Below are 25,626 nucleotides of genomic sequence, written 5' to 3'. Positions count from 1 at the left end.
TGTTTGATGCAGGAGTTGGCAGGAACATGGCTCAGCAATCGAATGACGTTTATGCCGCGCTCGCCCTTTCCCGGTTTGGGCTAGGGGCTGATCATAACGGCACCGCGTCGATCGCACCGGATCCGCGCGGAGCGCTGATGGAGGAAATCACCGAGCGCTTCGTGCCCGTACCCGTCGGGCCGCAGCTTCAATCCACGGCCGATCTTCTCGTTTCCCTCTATGCATTCCAAGAGCAGCGCAAGGAGGCAAGGCAGCAGGCCGCAACAGCCGCCGCGGCGCAGCAGAACAAGCCGGCACAAGGGCCGCAACAGCCGCCTACGCAGCCGTCGGATGTCATGGCCGCCCAGTCAAGCAATCAGCCCCAGCCGGCCAATCAGACCCAAGCGGCGAACCAGGCCCAAGTGACCAACCAGGCCCAAGTGACCAACCAGGCAATGACAACGGCGATCGGCAAGGTGGTCGGGAAGCTGGAAAAGCCCGCAATGGCCTATCTTCCGCAGCAGATCCTGCTGGCCGAAGCGGATGCTCGTTTCAACGGCACCATCCGTCAGCCGCTGATCGGTTTCGGCGAGCGGCTCGCCATGTTCTGGGCGAACCATTTCGCTGTTGCCGTCTCAAAGAGCGAGGAGGTCCATATCGTTGCCGGCGCCTTCGAGCGCGAGGCCATCCGGCCGCATGTCTTCGGTCGTTTCGCGGATATGCTGCTCGCCGTCGAGACCCATCCGGCCATGCTTGGCTATCTCGACAACCAGCAGTCGATCGGGCCGAACTCCAAGGCCAATGCCAACAAGACGCGCGGTCTCAACGAAAATCTCGCCCGCGAAACGCTGGAACTGCACACACTCGGCGTCAATGGCGGCTATACCCAGACCGATGTGACGACGCTTGCAAAGATCATCACCGGCTGGACGGTGGCACGCGCAGAGGGAAAGCTCGGCGCACCCGGCACCTTCGTCTTCAACGCAGGCGCGCATGAACCCGGCGATCAGACGCTGCTTGGCCTCACCTATGCCGATAATGGCGTCGGGCAGGGGCGGGAGGCGCTGCGGGATCTCGCCCGTCATCCGGCGACGGCACAGCATATCGCCACCAAGCTCGTCCGGCATTTCGTCGCAGATACCCCGCCGCCGACCCTCGTGCAGACCGTCGCTGCGACCTTCAGCAAGACGGATGGCGATCTTTCCGCGGTCTACCGGGCGCTGATCGCCTCCGAAGACGCTTGGAACCCGGCATTGTCGAAGGTTCGCTCGCCGCTCGAATTCATGGCAGCACTTCTGCGGGCGAGCGGCGAGACGCCGAAACCGAATGTCATTCTCGGTGCCTTGACCGCCATGGGCCAGCCCTTCTGGGCGCCGGCCGGCCCCAACGGCTTTGCCGACACCGTCGATGTCTGGGCCTCCAGCGAGAGCCTCAGCATGCGCATGGATGTCGCCAACATGATCGCCAGCGCTGCGCCGCCGCAGGTCGATCCACGCCGGTTCGTTTCCGACAGCCTGGGGCCGCTGCTTTCGAATGAGACGCTGCAGGCCGTATCGCGCGCCGAGACCCGCAATCAGGGGCTGGCGATCGCATATCTTTCCCCCGAATTTCAAAGGCGATGACCATGACCTGCGAACTCATGACTCCCACCCGTCGTGCCGTGCTAGGTGCTTCCGGCGCCTTATTCGCCTGGGCCTTCATCCCGCGCTTCGCCCATGCCGCCGGCGGCCGCGATCCGCGCTTCGTCACCATCATCCTGCGCGGCGCGCTCGATGGATTGACGGCTGTCCCGCCCGTCGGCGATCCTGATTACCAGACGCTGCGGCAGTCGATCGCCATGACGACCAGCGGCTCCAACGCCGCCCTCCCACTCGACAGCTTTTTCGCGCTGCATCCGTCGATGCCGAATTTCAATCGGCTCTATCGCGCAGGACAGGCGGCGGTCGTGCATGCCAGCGCAACACCCTATCGTGACCGATCGCATTTCGACGGGCAGGACGTTTTGGAGTCCGGCTACGAGATGCCCGGCCGCGTCGAATCCGGTTGGCTCAACCGGCTGCTGGAAGGGCTACCGAAGGGCGACAAGGTTTCACCGGGATCCTCGGAGGTCCGTGGCCTGTCCGTCGGTGCCAATGCACCGCTAGTCATTCGCGGCAAGGCGCCGGTGCTCGGCTGGTCGCCGTCCAATCTGCAGCCGGTCAGCGACGACCTGCCGCCACGCCTGATGGATCTCTACAATCACACCGATCCGCTCTTTGCGAAAATCCTGGCCGAGGGCATTTCGACGGGCAAGATCGCTGCCGGCCTTGACGTCAAGGCAAGGGGCGGACCGGGTGACCCCACGGGCATGGAACAGATGGCAAGAGGTGCCGCGCGCCTATTGGCGCAGGACGACGGTCCCCGCGTCGCCGCACTTGCCTTCGAAGGATGGGATACCCATGCCGGCGAGGTGGGTCGGCTCAACAAGCTTCTCGTCGGGCTCGACAACTCCTTTGCCGCATTCCAGCAGGAACTCGGCCCCGCATGGAAGGATACCGCCATTCTCGTCGCGACCGAATTCGGCCGCACGGCGCAGGTCAATGGCACGCAGGGCACGGATCATGGCACCGGAACGACCGCATTCCTTGCCGGTGGCGCAATCAAGGGTGGCCGGGTAATCGCCGATTGGCCCGGCCTCAAGCAGGCGCAATTGCGCGACGGGCGTGATCTGGCTGCCACCACGGATTTGCGCGCCGTCGTCAAGGGCATTGCCGTCGATCTGCTTGGCGCATCGCCTGCCATATTGACGCGTGATGTCTTCCCGGGATCCGATCAGGTCTTGCCGATGAAAGGGCTGATCGTCTGAGCGGTGTTCCGATCACTTGACTGATCGCGGCCGGCCTAAATAATCAGCCGTTAGCTGTATGTGTTGTGCCGCGTGGTGCACAACTGCCGCGAATAGCAACCGTCAATGTTGCGGAATCGACACGCCTCCCCAAAAACGTGCACGAATCATTGTGTAGTGCCCACTACTTTCTGATGCATGGATTAGAATTCTGCTATGTAACGCCTTAACCGATGATCGGCCGCGCCGCGTATGAGGTGCATTCTCATGAATTTTGACGATTTGCCGATTGAGCAAGGTACGCCTTGCGCAAGCGAATGGCTTTGACTTTGGAAAGTTAGAATGTCCCTCACGAGTAAGACGTTTTCCATCAAGACCCTGACATCCGTTACGCTTTTGTCGAGTGTACTCCTTGCATCCTCTGCAATGGCGCAAGAGCAGCCTGCACCAGCCGCAAATCCGCCTTCCAACACAAGCACTGCTCAAAGTCCCGCTCCAGCGACAAATGAACAGCAGTCGGCCCCACAAGCGCGGGTGCAGAAGTTCGACGACTGGTACTACCGCTGCATCGACGGCAAGGCGGCGGACGGATCGGCGATCACGAATTGTGAAGTGGCGCAGATCGCCACGATAAAGCAGGGCGACCAGGACGTGAATGTCTTGACGCTGGCGTTCGCCCAGGCGGCGGATGCGCCGGCTGCATCAAACAAGAAGGCGGCAAAGCAGACGGCCGGCGATCTCGTGCTGACGACGCTGGTCCCGCTGAACATGTACATTCCCGCCGGTCTTGGCATCGACGTGGCTGACAAGCCTATCGTGCAGTTGGCTTACCGCAACTGCAACCAGGCTGGCTGCTGGGCGCAACAGAAACTGGACGGCAAGATGGTGGCGGCATTGACCAAGGCGTCCGATGGCACTGGCCATGTCCAGATGATGAATGGCCAGAAGGTCAACATCAAGTTCTCGCTGAGGGGATTGCCGGCGGCGCTCGATGCGCTGCAGAAGCCTGTCTCCAAGTAACCGGACGACAGGAATCGCCCCATGATATTGGCGTTGGGGCCGACCACCGCTTTGCGGTGCGGCCAAGGCTTTAAGAAGTGGTCTTTTGCCGCTTCGTTGACGGTTGCATTGCTATCAGGAACTCTGATGGTGTCGAAGGCTGAGGCTCAGACACCCAATGATGACTTCGCGCGCCGGCAGGCGCAGGAGGCCGAGCAACAGCGCCTGAAAGCCCTGGGTGAAGTGACGCCGAAGCCATCTGCGGCGGAAGCCCAGCAGCCCGCGGCTGCTGATGGCAAAAAGATAGGCCCCTGTTTTGCGATCACCCATGTCGAGGTCGAAGGCGTCAGGCAGTTTTCGGCTAACGTCGTTGGCAAGCTCACGGCACCTTATGCGAACCGCTGTGTCGGCGTCGGTGAGATCAACGGGCTGTTGCGTGACCTGACGCATCTTTATCTCGACAAGGGGTTCGTGAGTTCCCGCGTCTACGTGCCGGCGCAGGATATTGCCGGGACGAAGGTGCTACGCCTGGTCGCGGTCGAAGGCACGCTTGCCGACATCTACATCAATGGCAAACCGACCCCAGATTCCGGTGTAATCGCCACGGCTTTTCCCGGCCTGAAGGGTAAGATCACCAATCTGCGCGACATCGAACAGGGTCTCGACCAGGTCAACCGCCTGACCTCCAACAATGCCAAGACGGCGATGCTGCCGGGAAAAACGGATGGCACCTCGATCCTCAATATCGAGAACAAGCCGGATCATCCCTGGCACCTTTCTTTCGGCAATAGCAATCTCGGTCAGGAGCAGACGGGATACTCCAAGTCCTCGGCCTCGATCGGCTATGACAATCTGTTCGGCGTGAATGACCAATGGAACTTTTCATACGAGCATAGCGGCCCGGATTATCCGTGGCGGGACGACGGCCTCGGCAAGAGCAACAGCTATTCCGGCAATGTCAGCGTGCCCTACGGTTACTGGACGTTCTCGGTGAACGGCTCCTGGTACGAATATAACAGCTCGGTTCCCGGGAATTTCGGGCCGCTCAACACCTCAGGCGATTCCAAACAGGTTGGTATCGGCGCCGATCGGGTGATCTTCCGCGACAAGGATTCGATCACCACTTTCAACAGCGGCCTGACCTACAAGGAAACCAACAATTTCCTGCTCGGCAACAGAATAGAAGTCGGCAGCCGCAAATATACGGTCGGCGATCTAGGCATCTCGCATTCGCGCCGCATGCTCGGAGGCCTCTGGGTCTTCGACCTTTCCTATAGTCAGGGGCTGAACCTTTTCGATGCGGTCTCTCCTGGTGATGCCGGAGCAGGGGATGCGGATCCTCGCTTTTCGAAGTTTACTGGCACGATCACCATGACACGGCCCTTCGAACTTGCCGACCAGCGCTTCGAGATCAATTCGCTTATCACTGGACAATATTCACCCGACAACCTGTTCGGGGCCGAGCAGATATCGGCTGGCGGTTATTCCTCCGTGCGCGGCACGCGCGAAACCATGCTGTTCGGCAATAACGGTTTCTTTATCCGCAACGATCTCGTCTGGCGTACGCAGCCCTTCGCCGACAATGCCGAGCTTGCCAAGATCTTTGGCGAGTTCCGGCCTTATGTCGGCCTCGATTATGGGCGGATCGCACGCCAAGCACGCTACCGCATCGAGGGTGGCGACATGCTCGGCTGGACGGTCGGCGCCAAGCTCGCTGGCGGGCATGTGAATTTTGACATGGGTTATTCGGATGTGCTGGGCGGCACGGTCGATCGGCATGAGGCCGGACTTCTGTTCGTCAGTACATCGGTGAAATGGTGATCATATTTTGAGGGAAATCATGATTTTTTTTGGAAAGAAAGATGACAAGGCAGCGTTGATGCCGCTCGCCATCACGGCGCTGGTTTGCTGCACAATCATACTCTCCGGCTGCGGCGGTCGTGAAGCGCATCCGATCGCATCGACCAGTGCCGGTGACGGCGGGTTGGATTGCAGCGGCGTCGGCCGTGAATTTGCAGCGAACGAACGCCAGATCCTTTCGACGGTCAAGGAACGCTCGCAGGCGCAGGGCAAGAACGTGGTTCTTGGTGCAACCGGCGTTCTTCTCTTCTGGCCAGCTCTGTTCTTCATGGATCCCAAGTCACCTGAAAAAGTCGAGATCGACGCATTGCGCAATCGCAATCAGGTGCTGACGGACCTTGCCCGTTCACGAAAGTGCCCGGCGCCGAAGTCCCAGTTGGGAGAACTATACAAAAAGCTTGACGGCGGCGTGAAGACGACGACGTCAACACGTGGTGGTTGAGTAAATGAAGATGGATTTGCGCTTGATATTTGTAACCGATGCCTTGGGTGCTCGGGTGATGCGATATATCTCCGGTGGTATCGCCCTTATTCTCGTGATGTTGCTCGCGTCCTGCGTCACAACGGACCCACGTCTTGTGGCTGCTCTTCAAAAGACCTCCGTACGCGAAATCCGCATCGAGACGACCCCTGATCTAACGGCATTTCCGGAAGCGGATAAAAAGCTTGCGGAACAGGAGATGGCGGATGCGATCCGTGTGTTGCGGACCACAATGACAAAGCAGCTCGTCGGCTTGCCAGGCGGACCCGTACCGGGTCGCCTAGTCGTCACGTTGCACGTTTTTGACGTAAGCACGAAGAAAGCGCGTGTCATCGGAGGCCACGACAGTCGCATCGACGGGACAATCCGGCTGGAAAACGCGAAGACTGGTGAGTTGATCGCAGCGGCGCAGAACATACACGGTGAAGACCTTTCCATGCGCGGAAGTGGCTACGGCGTCATTGTCGCAGTCGCCGTCAATGCGATGCAGACCTCGGGGTCTCCCGAGGTGATGGCTCAGCGCCTTTCCGACTCGTTCACCGCCAACGTCAAGACGTGGTTGTTGACGAAGAAATAGCGGGAGGCCGGCTGTGACGTCGGCTTTCCGAGAGGGTCCGGAGTGAACGGCCTATGCCGGTCAGAAAGATTGCGTCAGCCAGAGGTCGAAATCGCGTTGATCGCGAGGCCATGGATGTCTCAATCGATCTGCAAGCTTAGTTTCAATTGCGGCAAATTCAGCTTGCCGCACAGTCATCAGTGAGGGCGTGTGATGAGCAAGAAGATCGTATTGGTTGGATCACGGCTTGCGGCCAACGAGAGGGAGGTCGCGTTTGATCTGCGAAGCCCGCTCTTGCGTCTTGGGCGGCAGTCGCTTGCCGTCACTCTGAGCTTGCTTCTCTTCCTGCAGCCCGCGATTGCCAATGCGCAATCCGTTTCCGCGGCCGGCTCGGCACCCGTTGGCAATCAGCCGGGCGTCGGTGCTGCCCCCAATGGCGTGCCGCTGGTCGATATCGTCACCCCGAATGGCGCAGGCCTGTCGCATAACAAATACGACAACTTCAATGTCGGCACGCCCGGTCTCATCCTTAATAACTTCAACGGTGAAGTCGGCACCTCGAACCTGGGCGGTGCCACCCCTGGCAATCCCAATTTGAGGAATTCCGGCCCGGCGTCGGTCATCCTAAACGAAGTCACGTCGGGCAATCGTTCCGCGCTCAATGGCCCGACCGAAGTGTTCGGCGGCAGAGCTGACGTCGTCATCGCGAATCCTAACGGGATCACCTGCGCGGGCTGCGGCTTCATCAACACGCCGCGTGCGACGCTGACGACCGGTGTGCCGAATATCGGCGCCGATGGCAGCCTGTCAGGATTCAGTGTCAATGGCGGCGATGTCACCTTCGAAGGGGCAGGCGGAAACTTCGCAGCCGCCCCCGGCGCCGTCGACCTGTTCGACGTGGTCTCCCGCAATATTCATGTCAATGCGCCGGTCTACGGCAAGACCATCCGGCTGACGGGCGGCGCCAGCCAATACAATTATGCCACTGGCGAGGCGACGGCGCTGACCGCCACGTCAGGCACGCCGGAATACGCGATTGACGGCACGGCGCTCGGCGCCATGCAGGCCGACCGCATCAAGGTCGTCGTCACCGAGAAGGGTGCCGGGGTCAAGATGAGCGGCGACATGGCCGCCAATGCCGGCGAACTGACGCTCTCGGCCGACGGCAAGATCTCGATCGGCAATGCGTCCGCACGCGACGGCGTGACCATCACCTCGAAACAGAAGGTCACCGCCGCCAAGGTGACGTCGAAGGCGAAGATCGCCATCAAAGCCGACCAGGGTGTTACCTTGGCAACTGTCGCAGCCGACGACGATATCTTTCTGTCGAGCGGTAGCGGCCTGCTGAGCGTCACGGGTGACACCAACAGCGCGGCCAATCTGATGATGACGTCGGCCGGTGGCCTGTTGGCTGCTAATGTGACGGCCGGCGGAACGGCGACGCTGTCGGCCTCAGTCGGCAATATCGCTTTGACGGGAGCTGCCAATAGCGCGGGTGCTCTGTCGATCGCCACCACCTCCGGTTCGATCTCCACCGCCTCGCTGCAGAGCAATCAGAGCATCGCGCTGAACGCCGGACTCGATATTGTTGTTGCGGGCAATGTGCAGGCGCAGGGTAATGTCAGCGCCAGCGGCCGATCCGTATCTGCTGGCATGGTCGTCTCCGGCATCAATTTCGCCGCTACCAGTGCTGATCCGAGTGGCAATGTGGTGCTTGGTACGACAGGCAGCCTGGGCTTGACCGCCACTGGCGGCACTATCACAACAGGTAACCTGCTGTCGGCCGGCTCCCTCGGTGTCAGCTCCAGCGGTGGCATGAGCGCCGGCAGCATCCAGGTAGCCGGCGACCTGGCGATAACCGCAGTGTCGCTCAATGCGGGTAGCATGACGTCCCGTGGCACACTCACTGTCAATACGGCGAGCGGTCGTGTTGACGTCAGTGGGCAGGTTCTTGCCGCAAACAACGTCCTGATCTCTGGCGCCGCCATTCAGGCCGGTGCGATTGCTGCTGGTGTCGACTTTGCTGCCACGAGTGCGAACAGTGGCGGCGTTGTTATCGGTTCGGCCGGCACGCTCGGTTTGACAGCCACGACGGGCAATATCGTTGTCGATAAGCTGCTGTCGGCCGGCGACCTGACTGCTCAGGCCGCTCTGTTGCAGGCAAATAACATCACGAGCCATGGCGCCGTCAGGATCGATGGCGGCGTCAATGTCGCCAACCAATTGCTCAGCGCTGGCAATATCACCATCAACGGTAACGCCAATGGCGTCAGCGCCGGTCTTCTCGCCTCCGGCGTCGACTTTGCCGCAACCAAAGCCAATGGCGGCAACATCGTGCTCGGTGCGGGTGGCGATCTGAGCATCAATGATGGCCTCGGTGCCATCCAGGTAGGGACGATTTTCTCAGCCGGCACGATCAGCGCGGTTGGCCAGACCATCACCGCCGACACGATCACTGGTCAAAAGGACATCGTGCTCTCAGGCGTCGCCAGCGTGGCGGCCAACAGCGGTCGCGTTGATATCACCGGCCAGGTCCTCGGCGGCGGCAATGTCGGCATTTCCGGCTCCGGCATCCAGGCGGGTGCTATTGTCTCCGGCGTCGACATCACCGCCACCAATGCGGCCGGAGGCAGCGTCGTGCTTGGCGCACCAGCAGCCGGAACCGGCAATCTAACATTGACGGCCGCTGGTGCGCTCAGCGCTGGAACGCTCCTCTCTGCCGGCAATCTCAATGCCAGCGCCGCGACGGTCACAGCCGGCAATATCTCAGCCCATGGCGACATGACAATCGGCGGCGCGATCAGCGTGACAGACCAGATTCTCGCGTCTGGCAACGTGCTGATTAGCGGCCAGAGCCTGCAGGCTCGGACCATCGTTTCCGGTATCGACTTCGATGCGACCAATAGGGCAGGCGGCAATATCGCCCTTGGTCAGACCGGCGACCTGACGGTGTCGGTTGGTGGTGCCGTCGCGATGCCAACGATCCAAGCCGCTGGCGCTATCAACGTGAGTGCTGGCGCGGTCACCAGTGAGGCGATCACCGGTCATAAGGACGTCACTCTTTCCGGCACGGCTGCTGGCGTGAATGTTTCCAATCAAGTCCTTGGCGGTGGGGATGTCGCGATCTTCGGTTCCAGCATCAGCGCCGGCTCCATCGTCTCTGGCGTCGATTTCGTGAGGACGGCTGCCGCCAATGGCAATATCGCGCTCACTGGCAGCGGCGATCTAACGCTTGCTGCCTCGAGTGCACTCAACGCCCGCACGCTATTGTCGGCCGGCGATCTCACGACCAATGGTTCGACCGTTCGCGCGGGCAGCATGACCGCCCATGGAAACATGAGGCTCGATGGTGCGATCAGCGTCACGGACCAGATCCTCGGCTCTGGCAACATATTGATCACCGGCCAGAGCCTGACCGCTCAAACCATCGTCTCCGGTATCGACTTCGATGCGACCAATGCGGCTGGCGGCAATATCGTGCTCGGCCAGAGCGGGAACCTGAACGTATCGGTCAATGGCCCCGTGGCCGCGCCAACCATGCAAGCCGCCGGCGTGATCGATGTCAGTGGTACGTCCGTCACCGCGGATTCGATCACCGGCCATAAGGATATCAGCCTTTCCGGCACGGCGGCCGGCGGCGTTGATGTCACTCATCAGGTGCTTGGCGGCGGCAATGTCTCCATCTCCGGCTCCAGCATCAAGGCTGGCGCCATCGTTTCCGGCGTGGATTTTGTGGCGACAGCTGCGGCTGGTGGCGACATTGTCCTTAGCCAGACCGGCGATCTGACGCTTGCCTCTGCCGGCAATATCGACGCCGGCACGCTGCTGTCTGCCGGTGCTCTTTCAGCCAGCGGCGGAGCTGTGAACGCGAATGCAGTCACCGCGCACGGGGCTATGGCGCTCAACGGCGCGACCACAGTTTCTGGACAGATTCTCGGGGCCGGCAATGTCCTGATCACCGGTCAAAGCCTATCGGCACAGTCTGTCGTCGCCGGTATCGACTTCGCCGCCACTGATGCATCCGGTGGCAATATCGTTCTTGGCCAGGATGCGACGATTGCAGGCAATCACGCGGGGGATCTGACCGCCCGGCTCAGTGGCGGATTCTCTGCTTCGACGGTGGAAGTCGCCGGTGCTACCAACGTCAACGCCGCCAGCGTGACGGCTGACACTGTCACCGGGCACAAGGATATCACGCTCACCGGTACGACCACCGTCAATGGCCAAGTCCTTGGTGGCGGAAACGTCAGCATCTCGGGCCCGAGCATCGCGGCTGGCGCTATCGTCTCCGGTGTCGACTTCACTGGCACGGCTGCCGCCAACGGTAATATCGTCCAGACATCAAGTGGCGATGTGTCGCTGGCCTCGACCGGTAATCTCACCATCGGCACGCTGCTGTCGGCGGGCAGTCTTACCGCGCAAGCGATCGATCTAACGGCAAGCAGCATTACAAGCCATGGCAGGACCGACCTGAAAGCCAGCAGTCGAGTCGATGTCAGTGGCCAGGTCCTATCGGCCGGCAATCTTTCGATCGATGGCGCCAGCCTCAACGCTGGACTTCTGGTCTCCGGCGTGGATTTTGCGGCGACCGCGGCCAACGGTGGAAACATCATGCTTGGAGGGGCCGGTAAGACGGACCTCACCGTTTCAGGCAACGCCACGGCCGGCACGATCCTGTCGGCCGGCGATATCACGGCAAAGACGGCCAATCTCCAGGCGGGTAGCGTCACAACCCACGGCAATGTCGCGATTACCGGCAACGTCGATGTCAGCAACCAGATTCTTGCCGCAGGCGATCTCACGATCAAGGGCGGCAGCATCAGCGCGCCCACCCTCATCTCGGGTATCGACTTTGACGCCACCAATGCCGCGGGCGGCAATATCCTGCTGGCGCAATCCGGTGAGATCAACCTGACGGCCTCCGGCAATATCGTGGCCGGAACGATGCTGTCCGCCGGTGATCTGACGGCAACGGCTGCAAACCTCAGCGCCGACAGCATTACCAGTCATGGCAAAGTCGATATTTTCGGCAATCTCGCAGCCACCAATCAGGTGATTTCCGCGGGCGATCTCACATTAAGCGGCGGCAGCATCAGTGCGCCAGTCTTGATTTCGGGTGCCGATTTCGCTGCCACCAATGCCCGCGGCGGCGGTATAGTGCTCGGAACTGCCGGCGATATCAATCTGACCGCGTCTGCGGGCATCACGGCGCAGACCATGCTGTCAGCCGGCACAATCGATGCCAGCGGCGGCTCGATCACGGCCAATGCCGTTACCGGGCATGGCGATATCACCCTTGCCGGCAGCAACAGCGTCAATGTCTCGGGCCAGCTCCTCAGTGCCGGCGACGTCTTGCTCTCCGGTTCGACCGTCCAACTCGGCCAGGCAGTTACCGGCGTCGATTTCGCCGCCACCGCGCGATCGTCAAACGGCGCCATCGCTCTCGGACAAAGCGGCGATCTGACCATTAACGCCGGAAGTGCGTCAGCCAGCATGCTGATCGTCGCCGGCAACCTCAATGTGGCGGCGAGTGCGTTTACGGCCGAGAACATCACGGGCCACGGTGCGGTCGCGATCGGTTCGGCCACCAGTCCCGGCGCGGTCAGGATCAACGGCCAGCTCCTTGGCGCCAGCAACGTCTCGATTACCGGATCTGCCGTCAGTGGCAACGTCATCGCGGCCGGGGTCGATTTTGCGGCGATGGGCCAATCGGGAGCCGGTAATGTTATTCTAGGCCAGGCCGGGAATCTCACGCTCGCAGCCACGGCAGGCGACGTCTCTTTCAACAGCCTAGTTGCTGCCGGGACCATCACCGCCAACGCGGCGAACAATGTCAGCGCCAATGCGGTCGCCCATGGCGATCTGACGATCACTGCCGGTAATGCGATCACGCTCACCGGCCAATCGCTTGCCAGCCGTAATGCCAATCTGTCCGCCCGATCGATGACGATCGACACGCTGGTCTCCGGCGTCGATTTCGCCGCCACCAATGCTGCGCCGGGCGGCAGCCTCATGTTGCAACGCACTGGCGCGATGACATTGTCGGCCTCAAGCGGCAGCATCAGCGCCAATTCCCTGCTTTCCGGCGGCAATCTTGCCGCCACGGCGACGCAGAACATCGGTTACAGCAGCCTGCAGAGTCTCGGCAGCGCCACGCTCACAGCGCCCGGAGCCATCGCCTATACCAACACCACTCGTGTCGGCGGCAATCTGACGCTCAATACCGGTGCCGTCGATCTTTCCGGCAGCAGGGGTAGCCGGATTTCCGGCGGCGGTACGCTGATTGTCAACGGCTCCTCCGCCAATCTTTCCGGCAGCAATCTCGTCTTCGGCGGCCTGTCGCTCAATCTGTCTGGCAATGCGGATCTGTCCAATGCTGAGGTCAGCACTGTCACCAATGCCGGCGGTTCCGGCGATATCGCCATCTCCGCTGCTGGCCTCATCACCACCGCCAACACATCGCTGCTTGCCGCGCATGACCTGACGCTCAACCTGCCGTCGCTCGGCAACACCGGTCAGCTTGCCGCCGGCAATAATCTCACCTTCACCGTATCGGGCGATTTCTACAATAGCCCGTCCGGCCTCGTCTTCGCCGGCAACAACGCCAACCTCTTCGTTGGCGGCACGTTGACCAATGACCAAGGCGCTATCGTCGCCAATAGCGGGTTGACCATCCAGGGAGCGGCCGCCGGTCAGCGCAATGCGGCAGTCACCAATGTGTCCGGTCTCATTCAGTCCGGCGGTGACATGTCGATACTCACCAGCAATCTCACCAACAAGCGATCGACGACGCCGACCTGGGTGACGGGCCAGTTGGTCTCCTCCGGTGCCGTTGTCGGGACCTTCGTGCTCAATCCAGCTGTCGCCGGCCAACCCTTCGCCTATCTGGAATCGACCGACCAGAACATGTTCCAGCTTTATGCGGGGGTCGATCCGGGACAGTTTTCTGACTATCAGCCGCTGTTGTATTCGGTCGCAACGCTTGCCGACGGCACCTCCTATCACGCCTGGACCTGGGTCAGCGGCAGCGGCCCGACGGAAGTGCGGCCGATCTTCGACTGGATCAAAGCCCGGGTTCCCAAGGACGCTAACGGCAATCCCATCCTCGATCCCAACAATCCGTCGCGCTATTTCATTGTCGATGAAGTCGTCCGCAGCGGCTCGGACACAAGCACGACCTACACTTGGGATCCGACGTCCAACATATCGCAGTCGGTTTATGAAGACCGCTTCACCAGTGCGCTCAGCCCAGAGGCTGTGATCCATGCCGGCGGCAATCTCACAGTCGATGCCACCAACCTCACCAATTCCTACAGCCGGATCGAGGCCGGCGGCGGTGCGGCGCTCAAGGGATCGACGCTCACCAACGAAGGCGTCGTCCTCAATCGCACCACGATGCTGACCTGTAGCGCTCAAAGCGCGTGTACGGCCTACAACGCCGATGGCACGGCCGATCCTTCCCGCAATATTGCCAACGGCACGTCGATCGTGTCGGGGTCGCAGGTCATCGGCGGCGCGGCTGGCACGCTCAAGGCGGCCGGCGCCCTGAGCCTCAATTTTGGTACGGTCAACAATACGTCGCTCGGTTCGACGGGCGGCGGCGCGGCCGTCAGTGCGCCTTCGACATCGAGCGATCCTCTGTCCGCCCTTAACGGCATGACGGCCGGCGGTGCCTTGTTCAATGTCAATGCCGCGCTAGGCAGCTTCGCCTCAAATGGCGGCGCCAACGTCGGTAGTGGACCGTCGCTGGCAGCTGTCGGCACGACGATCGCCGGCGGCCCGACGGTCAACGGCAGCGGCCTGACCGCAGCTGTCGGTGCTTCGGTGAGCAGCAACGGTGTGACGCTCGCGAGCGGCCCTTCGATCACCTCGGGCACCCTGACGACCGGCGGCGCTGCGATCAATCCCAATAGCCTAATGGGCAAGCTCACCGCTGCTCTCGGCAACAGCGGCAACCTTGCCCAGGTGCTGCAGGTCAACGGCGCGGAACTCGCCTCGCTTGCCAAGCCGCAATCAGGCGGCGTCGGCGGCACGGTGCCGGGCCAGATCTTCCTGTTCGAGACCCGCGCGGCCTTCCTCGACGTATCGAAGTTCTACGGCTCGAGTTATTTCATCGGCCGTGTTGGCTATACGCCGGAGACCAAGGTTCCCTTCCTCGGCGACGCCTATTTCGACAATCAGCTCGTCGACGAACAGATGCGGCAACTGGTGGGCGATGGCCTTGGCGCCGGATCCTTCATCCCCGGCAATAACGCTACCGACCAGATGAAGACGCTGCTCGACAACGGCGTCGCTTATGCCGAGGCGAACGGGCTTGCTCTCGGGCAAGCACTGACGCCGGAGCAGGCCGCATCGCTGACCCAGTCGATGGTGATCTACCAGACGCAGATCGTCGACGGCGCGCAGGTGCTGGTGCCGGTCGTCTATCTGTCGGCCGCTGATAAGGCAAAGGTCAATGGAGGCGGCGCCGTCATTGCCGGCAACAGCGTCAACATCGATGCCGGCTCCGTCAACAATTCCGGTGCGATTGCCGCAGCGGATGGCATGACCATCAATGCCACCGAGATCAAAGCCAATGGCGGCACTTTCCTGGCCGGCGGCAACATGAACCTCAATGCCACCAATGGCATTACGCTTGCCGCACAGACGATGACCATCGGCGGTCAGAATGTCGTCAACACCAACGCCGGCGTGTCGGCCGCCGGCAACCTGCAGATCGCCGCAGGCGGCACGCTGAGTTTGCAGGGCACCAAGATCGCCGCAGGCGGCAATGCCCAGCTTTCCGGCAACAATGTCAATCTTGCTGCTGTCAAAGTCGACAATGGCGGTCAGCAGAATGCGACTGGCGCGCGCGTCAACGCTGGCGGCAATCTTACTATCGCTGGCACCAACGACGTCAACATCATCGGTTCCTCCGCCAAGGCCGGTGGCGATCTCAAGGTCAAAGCCACGGATGGTGCCGTCAACATCGTCTCGACCGATCTCACCCGCAAGACGGACGATGGCTACACCAAGACGACGGGTACCGATCAGCAGGCCTCGCAGCTCTCGGCCGGCGGCAACCTTCAGATTAATGCCAATACCGGCGTTCTGATCTCTGGTGCCGACCTGACAGCCAAGGGTGATGTCGGCCTGACGTCCAATGGCGACATCAATGTCACCACCTCTCAGAATCAGTCGAATTCGACTTTAGGAAAAAATTCCTCGTCCGAGCTGACGCACAATGGTTCGACCATTAAGGCCGGCGGCGATCTGGTCGCGAAGTCGAACAGCGACATCAACGTTATCGGCTCGACGATGGCGGCCGACGGCATGCTCGGTCTGCAGGCACAGAACAACGTTACCATCGCCGAGGCGACCGACAGCGCGACCCTTGATGTCAAGAGCTCTAGCAAGAAGAGTGGTTTCCTCGGTTCAACGAAGGAGAATGCTTCCGGTCATCTGGAGACCACGACCGCCGTTGGGTCTTCGGTTTTAGGGGAAGGCGGCGCGACGATCATCTCCGGCGGTGACACTACGGTCTCGGCCTCCAAGGTCACGGCGGGTGACGCCACGCGTGCGTCCGATCTGAACATCCAAACAGGCGGTAATCTGATCGTCACGGCCGGCAAGGATACAGAGACCGAGCGCGACAGTGCCAAGCGCAAGGGTTTCCTGCGCAGCGGCAGCTCGAGCTATGACGGCTATAACGAGACGACCATCGGGTCGCAGCTTTCAGCCTCGGGCGATGTCAATCTAGATGCCGGCAAGGCGGCAGCGATCCTCGGTTCGAAGGTCAATGCCGATGGCTCGCTGAATGTCTCCGGCGAGAGCGTCAGCATCATTGGCGCCCAGGAGAATCACCAGTCCGACAGCCAGCGCAAGGATTCAGGCCTCTTCGTTGGCTCCGGCGGCGGCTTCATCTCGCTCTACGGCAAGAACGAAAAGCAGGGCCAGCAATCCTCGACGGACAATGTCGGCTCGACGCTTTCGGCTGGTCAGGATGTCAACCTGACGGCAAGAACAACCGATCTCAACATCATGGGATCGTCGGTCAGCGCCGACCGGGATATCAATCTTTCCGCGGCGCGAGACGTTAATGTCGCGCCGGGAGCCGAAAGCTCCTCGCAATCCGAGCAACAGAAGAAATCCGGCTTCGGTCTCGCCTTCTCGGCAGGCGGCGGCGGTTTCTCGATCGGTATCGGCGCGCAGTCGACGAAGGACAGCAAGGCGCAGCAGTCCGACACCAATGCCATGTCGACGCTTTCGGCGGGCCGCGATCTCAACATCTCGGCCGGGCATGACGTAAACCTACAGGCGACAAGTGCCTCGGCCGAACGCGATGTCAATCTCTTCGCCGGCAATAACATCAATCTTCTGTCGGCCAATGACGCCACCAACTACCAGGAGGCGCATGAAAAGAGCTTTGCCGGCGTGACGCTCACGGTGTCGAGCCAGGTCGGCAAGGCGGCTCAGAGCATCATGAACTCGGCCGAACGCCTGTCGGACAGCGGCGGTGTCAATGCCGTCACCAACACGGCTATTGCCGGTCTCGGCTTCTATCAAGCCTATAAGGACCTGCAGGGCGTCTACGATCAGTATCAGAAGTCCGGCGATATCGGCATCAATGTCTCGCTGACCGTCGGCGCCAGCCATCAGGAAAATAGTTGGTCCTCGTCGTCCTCGACCCCGGTTGTTACAGACATTCGCGCTGGCCGCTCGATCTCGATGGAGGCGGAGAACGGCTCCATCACCAGCGATGGCGCCCAGATCCTGGCAGGTTACGACAAGAACGGCGTTCCCACGGTCTCCGGCGATCCGCTGACGGGCGATATCTTCCTGTCGGCCAAGAACGGCGACATCAATCTCAATGCCGCAACGGGCACGACGGACACTTCCAGCAATAATTCCTCATGGAGTGCCGGTATCGGGGTCGGCGCGACCTTTGGGGGTGGTGGCAAGGGCATGGCAGATCTCGGGCTGGTTGCCAACGCCGGCTACGGCAAGGGCAGTGCCGATACCAGCGGTGTTAGCCACACCAACACCCATGTCAACGGTACCGGCGACGTTACCATCATCACCAATGGCCTGGAGCTGCGTGGCGCGACGATCACGGGCAACTCCGTTACCGCCGACGTCAAGAACCTGACGATCGAAAGCCAGGTGGACACCGCCAAGGCAAAGGCCGATCAGCTCAGCCTCTCGGCTTCCACCGGCTTCGGTTCGACCAGTGTTTCCGGCGTCACTCAGAAGGCCAAGGGCGATGCGGTCCTTGTCACCGAGCAGTCGGGCATTCATGCCGGCACTGGGGGTCTCGATATCAATGTCAGCGGTCAGACTTCGCTGGTCGGCGGCTTGATTACCAGCGAGGCTGGTGAAGGTCGCAATAGCTTCTCCACCGGTACACTGACGGTCGCCGATATCGACACGCATTCGACTTGGAAGGCGGACACTTATGGTGGATCGATCGGGACTGGTGGTCTTTCGATCGCTCCGCCGGTCAAAGCCAACGAGAACAAGACCGGGCAGGCGCTTTCCGCCATCGGCGGCAATATTCCGATCACGATCACCGATCCTGGCCACCAGATGCAGGATATCGGCACGATCCGCCGCGATACCAACAACACCAATACCTCGTTGCCCGGTCTGCCGGACCTGCAAAACATCCTGCACGATCAATATAAGACACAGGCGGACCTGCAGGCTGCCCAGGCGACCATGGCGGGTCTGGTAGCAACGATCGCCAATCAGTTTGTCGATCAGGCTGATACCCCGGCCGAACTTGCCTTCTGGGGCGAAGGTGGTGCGGGTCGCGCGTTGTTGCATGCAATCGGCGCCGGTGTCCTCGGCGGCGTTAATGGTTGGGAAGGTGCGCTTAAAGGAGCGGCTGGCGGCGCCACGTCGACACTCCTTGCCCCAGCGATCGATGAGCTCGTTGCTGGCTTGCTCAAGGGCACAAAGTTCGAAGGCACACAGGAAGGCCAGCAGCTCGCCCTTCTGCTCGGCCAAAGCCTTGCAGCCGTGGCAGGGGCAACTGGCGGCGGCGAAGGCGCGGCCTATGGGGCTGCAAACTACCAATTCAACTATCTGAACGACAAGCAGTATTTCCAGCTCAAAAGCATGGATATGGCCTGTAAGGTAGGAGTTGGCGGCGCTTGCGACATCGTCCAGGATCTACAAGATCTCGACCAACTTACCACTCAGCAGTTGAGAAGTGCTTGTAGCGCCGACATCGGTTCGGATGATTGCATTTCTGCTCGGCGAGACCTTGGAGCAGCCATTTCATCGATTGGGGCACAAGGACTCGGCCTGTCAGATACGGAACGGCAGCTACTGGAGGGGTACTATGCCGAACTGCAGTCCCTTCAGAGAGATCCCACTGGCACAAAGCAGATTCTCGACGCTATTGCCGGGATCGTTCTGAGCTCGCCTCGGGCGGAGGCAGCGCTGCGAGAGGTGCAGACCTCTGGTACCGGCAGCCGGCCAGTATGGTTGCAGAGACTGGAGGCAGGGAATGCATTCAACGCTGAGCGCGCTTCAGCCTATCCGTATAAGGAGGTTTATGTTGAAAAGCCCGGCGGAGTGTCGGTCTACTATAGGCTGGATTCTTATAATCCTGAAACGGGTGAGATCGTGTCTCGTAAATTCACGCAGTTGTCTGATATTCAACCGCAAACTGCTGCGAGTTACATCAATGAAATCCCCAAAAAATATCCTGCCGGCGCCACCATCGCAAATGTGCCGTCAAGCGGAAATTTGGCTGGACAGCGCCTAGAAGGTAACTACATCCTCGAAGTGCCGGTCCAAACTCGACCTGTTCCGCAAAGCGTGATCGATGCGGCAGATAATGCGGGTGTGGTAATCCGAGATCCCACAGGCAAGGTCTACAGATGAAGGTTTTTTATTGTAAATCATGGTTTCAGGCACAGAAGCGGCCGACAGAGGTCTGGACCGAGGAAAAAGCTCGTAAATGTCATTTGGAGGGCGCCCTTTATACCGCGCTCATTGGCTCAATTGAGAGCCCAACCTGCGTATTGCAAATAAAGAACGATTTCGTGGCTGTCAGTTTTCTAGATAACCATCTTCGGGACTATGTCGTGTATGTCTTTTCAGAAAGCTCTCCAGAAACTTTGTTTCTTGAGAGGGCCACTCATCGAGAGTACGTCGGCGACACGGATCAAATCGATCACGCATCGATCTACTATTTCAAGCAGGACGGCAGTTTGACGATTACTCGTCAATTTTTCAATCCTCATCGATCGGAGAAGGCAGTCAGTTCTACTGACGTAGCGGCGAATTTTTCACCCAAGCCGGAGTTCGGCCACTACGAAGACTTCATTCGTTTTGAGCGCTCTTAGATTCCTGTCGCTATCGTAGGCAACATACCGCCAGCCGAGGCCGAGGAACGATACTATGCCATGCTGGACGCATCAGCCGTGGCCGCATAACTTAAACGAAAAGGCCTCCGGCAAACTCGGTGCGGTTCAGTACCCCCGACCTTCAGCCAACAGTGTCATTTAGCAAATAGGAGTTGAAATTGGCCGAGGGAGATTTGGTAGATGAGGCGATGGGATTGGGGCTGTACGCCGAGCTTTTGGCAATGCTGGAAGGAACATCCGAATATTCTGATGTAGAGCTATTTGAAACACTGGATCATCATTCCAGAAGGTTGCGATCCATGGCAATCATGCATTTGGAATTTGTCGTAAAATTCGGATATTCGAGTTCATCGAAGAAGAATATATCCGTTGGCGATAAAATTTACAGTAATTTTCCTGATTATTTCGAAGCCTGGAAGCTTGCAGGTATACCTGGAATAGCTCCAATCCTCTTAAGGAAGATGATTTCGGATTTTAAATCATCCCGCAATAAAAACTAGGATGTTTGTAACAAAGTAGCCTCGATGCGTCTATCCACAGTCAACGAAGATCTCGCGCAGCGCTTTCGACGAGCCCCTAACACAAGCGATGCCCGACGTTTATTCGAAGAGATATTCCGGGCGTGCGCTCGCAGAATTCAAAGCCGCTGGTACGCGTTGCTGGAGAATGACCAACTCGCCCTGCGATTAGCGGCTGGCGAACTGCCTCAGCGTTTCGATTTCGGCGCGCTAAGCGGCGAGATGGATGGGAGATACTTTGACGCAGAGGACGAAGGACGAGATGAGGATTCTGCAGCCTACTTTACTTTAGCCCGTTTGATGTCGGCACTTTCGTTTGCCGCAGCTGCCATGGATCCCACTGGTTTTTCCGAGGCAACCTACGAAGCCATTATGGCATTACCCAATCCCCAAGAGGATTCGGCAACATTGCTCTGAATCGTACAGATCGCAGTTGCCGCATCGAAACATCATGACTTTTCTATAGGATTTTAAGGATGCGTTTAAAGACTATTGGCGCTTGGTGGGTCATCGGCCTGTTGGCTGGCTGCGCCGGGACCCCAGACCCGGCTAAGGTCGCTGCGCAGCAGCATGAAGGGTCAGCCGAGATTTTAGCGGACCTGAAGAAGAAAGGCTCGCTGCTTCTCGTGCGAATGGTGGATTCACCGTTTTTAGGCGACGTGAATTGCGATGGTTACATCACGCTGCGCAAGATCAATGCGGGAAAACCAGACGAGACGGAACCACCTTTGTCGGTTGGTTCCGCCGCTGCGTATCGTCTGCAAAATCCAAATAAACTGTCCCTCGGCCAGCTGTTCTCAGCGACTGTGCAAAGATATGAGAGGTGGTTCGTACCCATTGCCCCCGGCCGCTACGCCGTTACATACGCGTCATGTCATTATGGAAATACCACGATTGAAGCAGGAGGCGACCAGGACGGCCTCTTCGGTAGAACATTCAGCTATGTCCGCCCATTCGGGGGTGATAGTACGATCACGATTGGCCAGGGGCAGATCGTTGACGCAGGGTATATTCGGCTGGCAGGAACACGCAGCGACCCGCGTGTAGTGGGATCGGAAGCCACGCCTGCCGAGCGTGACCTCATGAAAAGCGTCATGCCGGAAGTCTATCCTTCGATAACCTTCACGAAATTCGGTTCGTGAGCGTTGCATCATTCCGGCGATTGCCCGCGGCCGCCCTTTTGGTGGCCGCGACGGTCGAAGGGTTGGGAGAAAGACTATTTCCTTGCCGGGAGGAACATCTCGCAAACAGCGGCCTTGGCGATCATCCGCAGAGCCGGTCTGCCTCCAAAGCACGCGACAGGCGATCACCGACCGGCCGCATTTCGTCAAATCCGGGTGCCGTGCAAAATCACGAGAAAACCGCAACTGGCGGCACAGCACCGATGCGCTTTTCGTGCGCTGCGGAGAGGATGGCAACCCCGCAGGCCAAGGCCAGTGCCACGGCACCCAGCACCGGCAGGCTGCGATAGCCATATCCACCCTCGAGCAGAGCAGCGCCGATGACCGCGGCGATCGCAATGCCGATGTTGAATCCTGATGGGATGAGCGAAGAGGCGAGGCTCGGCGCATCGGCCGTCCACATCAGAATGCGGGCCTGAACCGGAGCACCGATCGCGAAATTAAGAGCGCCCCAAACAAGAATCGTCACGGTCATCAGCAAGGGATAAGGGCTGACGAGGTAGAAGACGACCAATATCGCGGCTTGAATGCCGAGCATGACGATCAGCGACGGCATCAGCTTCCAATCCGAGAGCCGGCCGCCCAACAGGACACCCAATGTCGCTCCGACGCCATTGAGCAGGAGTATCCAAGGAATCAGCATGGCATCGAGACCCGTCACTTCCCGCAGCAGAGGCGTTATGTAGGTGAACGGCACCATTTGCCCGATCATGAGCGCGAGCATGATGATAAGGGACGTCCAAACCTGCTGGCGGCCAAGAACGCGCACTTCGCGGCTAAAGTGGCCGGATGGCTGAAGTTCGGCTTTCGTTGACGGGATTAAAGCCCAGATCGCGGCCAATGCGAGGACGCCGACAGAGGTCATGGCCCAAAAAGTCGTCCGCCATCCCCAAAGTCCGCCGATCGCTGCACCGACGGGAACACCGATAATATTCGAAACCGTCAAGCCGGCGAGGATGACCGCGACGGCACGTCCCCGGAAAGCCTGCGGGACAAGGCCGACGGCAACCACCATCGCAATGCCGAAATAGGCGCCATGGGCGATGGCGGTCGCTACGCGGAAGAGGAGCATGGTGGCGAAGTCAGGCGCGAGAGCGCAAGCGATCTGTCCCAGGCAAAAGGCGATCGTAAGGGCGATCAGAATGGTCCGGCGCGAGACCTGCCGGGTTGCCATGGTCAGAAGCGGGCCGCCGATTGCAATGCCCAATGCGTAACCGGAAACCAGATAGCCGGCAAACGGGATCGAGACATCCAGCCCTTGAGCCACATCCGGGAGAATGCCTGCGATGACGAACTCGGTTGTGCCGAATGCGAACGCAGCCAGAAACAAAGCGAATAAGGGTAAGGGCAAATCCAGCTCCCATATAAAGGTATAAGGATTTCTTTAAATCACCGCCGGGAGCACATCAAGTGCGAGATATCGTTGTCGACGGCGAGAGCAGGAGAACGCGCCCGCCGGAACTAGTTGTATTCATTCCGCAAAAAGGCGATTTCTCGGGCAGTTTTCGGCTGTCAAACATACGCCGTTTCAGGGGTCGATCCTTGACAAACCAACAATGTTTGTAAAGGCTTGTCGCCATGAGTGAGGTGGCTGATTGGTTATCTTATACAAGTCCGATCAGTCGGAAAAACGCTGCCGAGGCGGTGTTTGAGGATATTCGTTCGGCAATTACATCGGGACGGTTGGCGGTCGGGATACGGCTGCCCGCCGAGGCCCAGCTTGCCGCCCGTTATGGTGTCAGCCGTCCCATCATCCGCGAAGCGCTCCGCTCGCTGCAGACGCTCGGCCTTACCCAGACCCGCACCGGCAGCGGCACCTATGTCGTGACCTCCACGCCCGGTCCGGAGCTACGCTATGGCGGCTATTCCGCGCGCGATCTGATCGAGGCGCGACCCTTCATCGAGGTTCCGGCCGCCGGCTGGGCGGCACTGCGGCGCACGGAGCAGCAGCTCACACGCCTGCGTGAACTTTGCGATGAGATGGACGGGGAAGAAGATCCCCTGAAGTGGGTCAATCTGGATTCGGAATTCCACTCGATGGTGGCCGAATCCTCCGGAAATGCCGTCTTTTACAAGATCGTATCGGACGCCCGCGATGAGCTGATGCGGCAGTCGGAGCTCGTCAATATGATGGCGCAGCGCCGCGTGGCCTCGAATGTCGAGCACCGCCGCATCGTCGAAGCGATTGCGGCGGGATCGGAAGAGGGGGCCATTGCGGCGATGGAAGCCCATCTCGGTCAGGTCAAGCGTGTGGTGACCACGATCATCGGCGAGGATCAGCCGCACCATTGACGGCAGCCGGCAGATTGGCGAGCCGCTCGGGCCGCAGCGCCTCGAAAAGCTCTTCGGCCGTCAGATATCCATGGTCCAGCACGATTTCCGGCACGGTGCGTCCTGTCGCCAGTGCTTCGCGGGCAACCTTTGTCGCCGCCTGATAGCCGATCAGCGGGTTCAGCGCAGTGGCAAGGCCGATTGATTCGTGCAGGCGTTGCGCCATGAGAGCGGGATTGGCGGTAATGCCATCGACGCAGCGTTCGGCAAGGATATGGCAGGCCGCGGTCAGATGCATGATGCTTTCCGATAGCGCGCGCACCATGATCGGTTCGAAGGCATTGAGCTGCAGCTGGCCGGCTTCTGCCGCCATGGTCACGGTGATGTCGTTGCCGATGACGGAGAAAGCCACCTGGTTGACCATTTCCGGGATGACGGGATTGACCTTGCCGGGCATGATGCTCGAACCGGCCTGCATCGCCGGCAGCGTGATTTCGCCGATGCCGGCCCGTGGCCCGGAGGACAGAAGGCGCAGGTCGTTGCAGGTTTTGGAAAGCTTGACCGCAACGCGCTTCAGCACGCCGGAAAGATGCACGAAGGCGCCGGGATCCTGTGTTGCCTCGATGAGGTCGCTTGCGGTCACGAGCGGCCGGCCGGTCAGCCGGGCGAGATGCGCGCAGGCAAGTGCTGCATAGCCGGCAGGCGCATTGAGGCCGGTGCCGATCGCGGTGGCGCCGAGATTGATCTCATTCAGGAGGGAGCCCGATTCGAGCAGGCGGGCTCTGTCTTCGCCGAGCATGACGGCGAAGGTCCTGAATTCCTGTCCGAGCGTCATGGGCACGGCGTCCTGCAGCTGCGTGCGGCCGACCTTCAGGATGCTGTCGAATTCCTTGGCCTTACGCTCGAAGGCTCCCTGCAGCGCTTCCATTGCGGTAGCGAGGCCGTCGATGGCTTCGATGACAGCGACATTGACAGCCGTCGGATAGGCATCGTTGGTCGACTGGCTGAGATTGACGTGATCGTTGGGATGGAGATGGCCATAGTCGCCCTTGGCGTGGCCGAGCAGCTCGAGCGCGCGATTGGCGATGACCTCGTTGGCGTTCATGTTGGTCGAGGTGCCGGCACCGCCCTGTATGACATCGACGACGAACTGGTCGTGAAGCTCGCCGGCACGAATCTCACGGCAGGCGCGCACGATGGCGTCGAGCCTCTCCTTGGTGAGCAGGCCAAGCTCGTGATTGGCAAGGGCCGCCGCTTCCTTGACGAAGGCGAGGCCGCGGATGAGATGCGTGTAGCGCCCGATCGGCGTGCCAGTTACCTGGAAGTTTTCAACCGCCCGTGCGGTATGCACCCCCCAATAGACATCGGCCGGAATATCCTTTTCGCCCAACAGGTCATATTCGCTTCGCGTCTTGACCACCTTATCCTCCTATGGTCGAAATCAAGCTATATCTGTCAAGCTGTATGACAGATTTAAAACCTGTTAGCGATTGCGTCGAACCGCGTCAATAAGCCTGGTGCCGGGTTGACCTCCAGCAAATTCTATGTCTAAGAGGAAAATCTGTCATACAGCATTACAGCATGACCGGCGATCATCAG

14 protein-coding genes are annotated in these 25,626 nt (G+C 59.9%); 12 read left to right on the top strand and 2 right to left on the bottom strand.

What is annotated here, in order from left to right:
* Positions 1-26 precede the first annotated feature (26 nt).
* From FP026_RS03755 to FP026_RS03705, 11 genes are all read left to right on the top strand, one after another.
* Complete coding sequence (locus FP026_RS03755) at positions 27-1,601, top strand: DUF1800 domain-containing protein (RefSeq protein ID WP_149633283.1); 1,575 nt, start codon at positions 27-29, stop codon at positions 1,599-1,601.
* Positions 1,602-1,603: 2 nt separating this feature from the next.
* A complete protein-coding gene (locus FP026_RS03750; protein ID WP_149633282.1) occupies positions 1,604-2,824 on the top strand; it encodes a DUF1501 domain-containing protein in 1,221 nt (406 codons plus the stop codon).
* Between the two features lie 513 nt (positions 2,825-3,337).
* Positions 3,338-3,823, top strand: a complete 486-nt coding sequence (locus FP026_RS03745; RefSeq protein WP_246665229.1) for an invasion associated locus B family protein — start codon at positions 3,338-3,340, stop codon at positions 3,821-3,823.
* 126 nt (positions 3,824-3,949) lie between these two features.
* A complete protein-coding gene (locus FP026_RS03740; RefSeq protein ID WP_246665228.1) occupies positions 3,950-5,623 on the top strand; it encodes a ShlB/FhaC/HecB family hemolysin secretion/activation protein in 1,674 nt (557 codons plus the stop codon).
* A 58-nt stretch (positions 5,624-5,681) separates the two neighbouring features.
* Positions 5,682-6,104, top strand: coding sequence for a hypothetical protein (locus FP026_RS03735; RefSeq protein ID WP_246665249.1), 423 nt, complete (start codon positions 5,682-5,684; stop codon positions 6,102-6,104).
* A gap of 10 nt (positions 6,105-6,114) precedes the next feature.
* Positions 6,115-6,720, top strand: a complete 606-nt coding sequence (locus FP026_RS03730) for a hypothetical protein (RefSeq protein WP_149633659.1) — start codon at positions 6,115-6,117, stop codon at positions 6,718-6,720.
* A 192-nt stretch (positions 6,721-6,912) separates the two neighbouring features.
* Positions 6,913-19,572 carry a hemagglutinin repeat-containing protein gene (locus FP026_RS30830; protein WP_149633279.1) on the top strand — a complete coding sequence of 4,220 codons (12,660 nt, stop codon included), beginning with the start codon at positions 6,913-6,915 and terminating at the stop codon, positions 19,570-19,572.
* Positions 19,569-20,036: a lytic transglycosylase gene (locus tag FP026_RS03720; protein ID WP_149633278.1), complete on the top strand. Its 468-nt coding sequence runs from the start codon at positions 19,569-19,571 to the stop codon at positions 20,034-20,036. The genes FP026_RS30830 and FP026_RS03720 overlap by 4 nt, the downstream gene beginning before the upstream one ends.
* A gap of 179 nt (positions 20,037-20,215) precedes the next feature.
* Positions 20,216-20,557 carry a hypothetical protein gene (locus FP026_RS03715; RefSeq protein WP_149633277.1) on the top strand — a complete coding sequence of 114 codons (342 nt, stop codon included), beginning with the start codon at positions 20,216-20,218 and terminating at the stop codon, positions 20,555-20,557.
* Positions 20,558-20,581: 24 nt separating this feature from the next.
* The gene (locus FP026_RS03710) at positions 20,582-20,992 is read left to right on the top strand and encodes a hypothetical protein (RefSeq protein WP_149633276.1); all 411 of its coding nucleotides are present in this window, start codon (positions 20,582-20,584) and stop codon (positions 20,990-20,992) included.
* 59 nt (positions 20,993-21,051) lie between these two features.
* Positions 21,052-21,717, top strand: coding sequence for a hypothetical protein (locus tag FP026_RS03705; protein WP_149633275.1), 666 nt, complete (start codon positions 21,052-21,054; stop codon positions 21,715-21,717).
* A 208-nt stretch (positions 21,718-21,925) separates the two neighbouring features.
* Here FP026_RS03705 and FP026_RS03700 read toward each other — a convergent pair whose 3' ends face one another.
* Entirely contained in the window at positions 21,926-23,107 is a 1,182-nt protein-coding gene (locus tag FP026_RS03700) for an MFS transporter (protein ID WP_149633274.1), read from the bottom strand.
* A 227-nt stretch (positions 23,108-23,334) separates the two neighbouring features.
* On the opposite strand from FP026_RS03700, the gene FP026_RS03695 reads away from it, so the two are divergent.
* Positions 23,335-24,048 (top strand): FadR/GntR family transcriptional regulator, encoded by a 714-nt coding sequence (locus tag FP026_RS03695; RefSeq protein WP_149633273.1) that lies wholly within the window; start codon positions 23,335-23,337, stop codon positions 24,046-24,048.
* Here the strand turns inward: FP026_RS03695 and FP026_RS03690 are convergent.
* On the bottom strand, positions 24,020-25,447 hold the full coding sequence (locus tag FP026_RS03690) for an aspartate ammonia-lyase (RefSeq protein ID WP_149633272.1): 1,428 nt from the start codon (positions 25,445-25,447) through the stop codon (positions 24,020-24,022). The genes FP026_RS03695 and FP026_RS03690 overlap by 29 nt on opposite strands.
* Positions 25,448-25,626 lie beyond the last annotated feature (179 nt).

The sequence above is a fragment of the Martinezella tropici genome, assembly GCF_008370325.1.
GTDB classification, from domain to species: Bacteria; Pseudomonadota; Alphaproteobacteria; order Rhizobiales; family Rhizobiaceae; genus Rhizobium; species Rhizobium tropici_B.
This window is presented reverse-complemented; position numbering and strand designations above follow the sequence as displayed.

What these genes read in the sequence shown, in the direction of transcription:
- FP026_RS03755 (WP_149633283.1), top strand. Translation starts at nt 27, where the DNA reads ATGGCTCAGCAATCGAATGACGTTTATGCCGCGCTCGCCCTTTCCCGG.
- FP026_RS03705 (WP_149633275.1), top strand. Translation starts at nt 21,052, where the DNA reads ATGCGTTTAAAGACTATTGGCGCTTGGTGGGTCATCGGCCTGTTGGCT.
- FP026_RS03695 (WP_149633273.1), top strand. Translation starts at nt 23,335, where the DNA reads ATGAGTGAGGTGGCTGATTGGTTATCTTATACAAGTCCGATCAGTCGG.
- FP026_RS03750 (WP_149633282.1), top strand. Translation starts at nt 1,604, where the DNA reads ATGACCTGCGAACTCATGACTCCCACCCGTCGTGCCGTGCTAGGTGCT.
- FP026_RS30830 (WP_149633279.1), top strand. Translation starts at nt 6,913, where the DNA reads ATGAGCAAGAAGATCGTATTGGTTGGATCACGGCTTGCGGCCAACGAG.
- FP026_RS03730 (WP_149633659.1), top strand. Translation starts at nt 6,115, where the DNA reads ATGGATTTGCGCTTGATATTTGTAACCGATGCCTTGGGTGCTCGGGTG.
- FP026_RS03735 (WP_246665249.1), top strand. Translation starts at nt 5,682, where the DNA reads ATGCCGCTCGCCATCACGGCGCTGGTTTGCTGCACAATCATACTCTCC.
- FP026_RS03720 (WP_149633278.1), top strand. Translation starts at nt 19,569, where the DNA reads ATGAAGGTTTTTTATTGTAAATCATGGTTTCAGGCACAGAAGCGGCCG.
- FP026_RS03710 (WP_149633276.1), top strand. Translation starts at nt 20,582, where the DNA reads ATGCGTCTATCCACAGTCAACGAAGATCTCGCGCAGCGCTTTCGACGA.
- FP026_RS03740 (WP_246665228.1), top strand. Translation starts at nt 3,950, where the DNA reads ATGGTGTCGAAGGCTGAGGCTCAGACACCCAATGATGACTTCGCGCGC.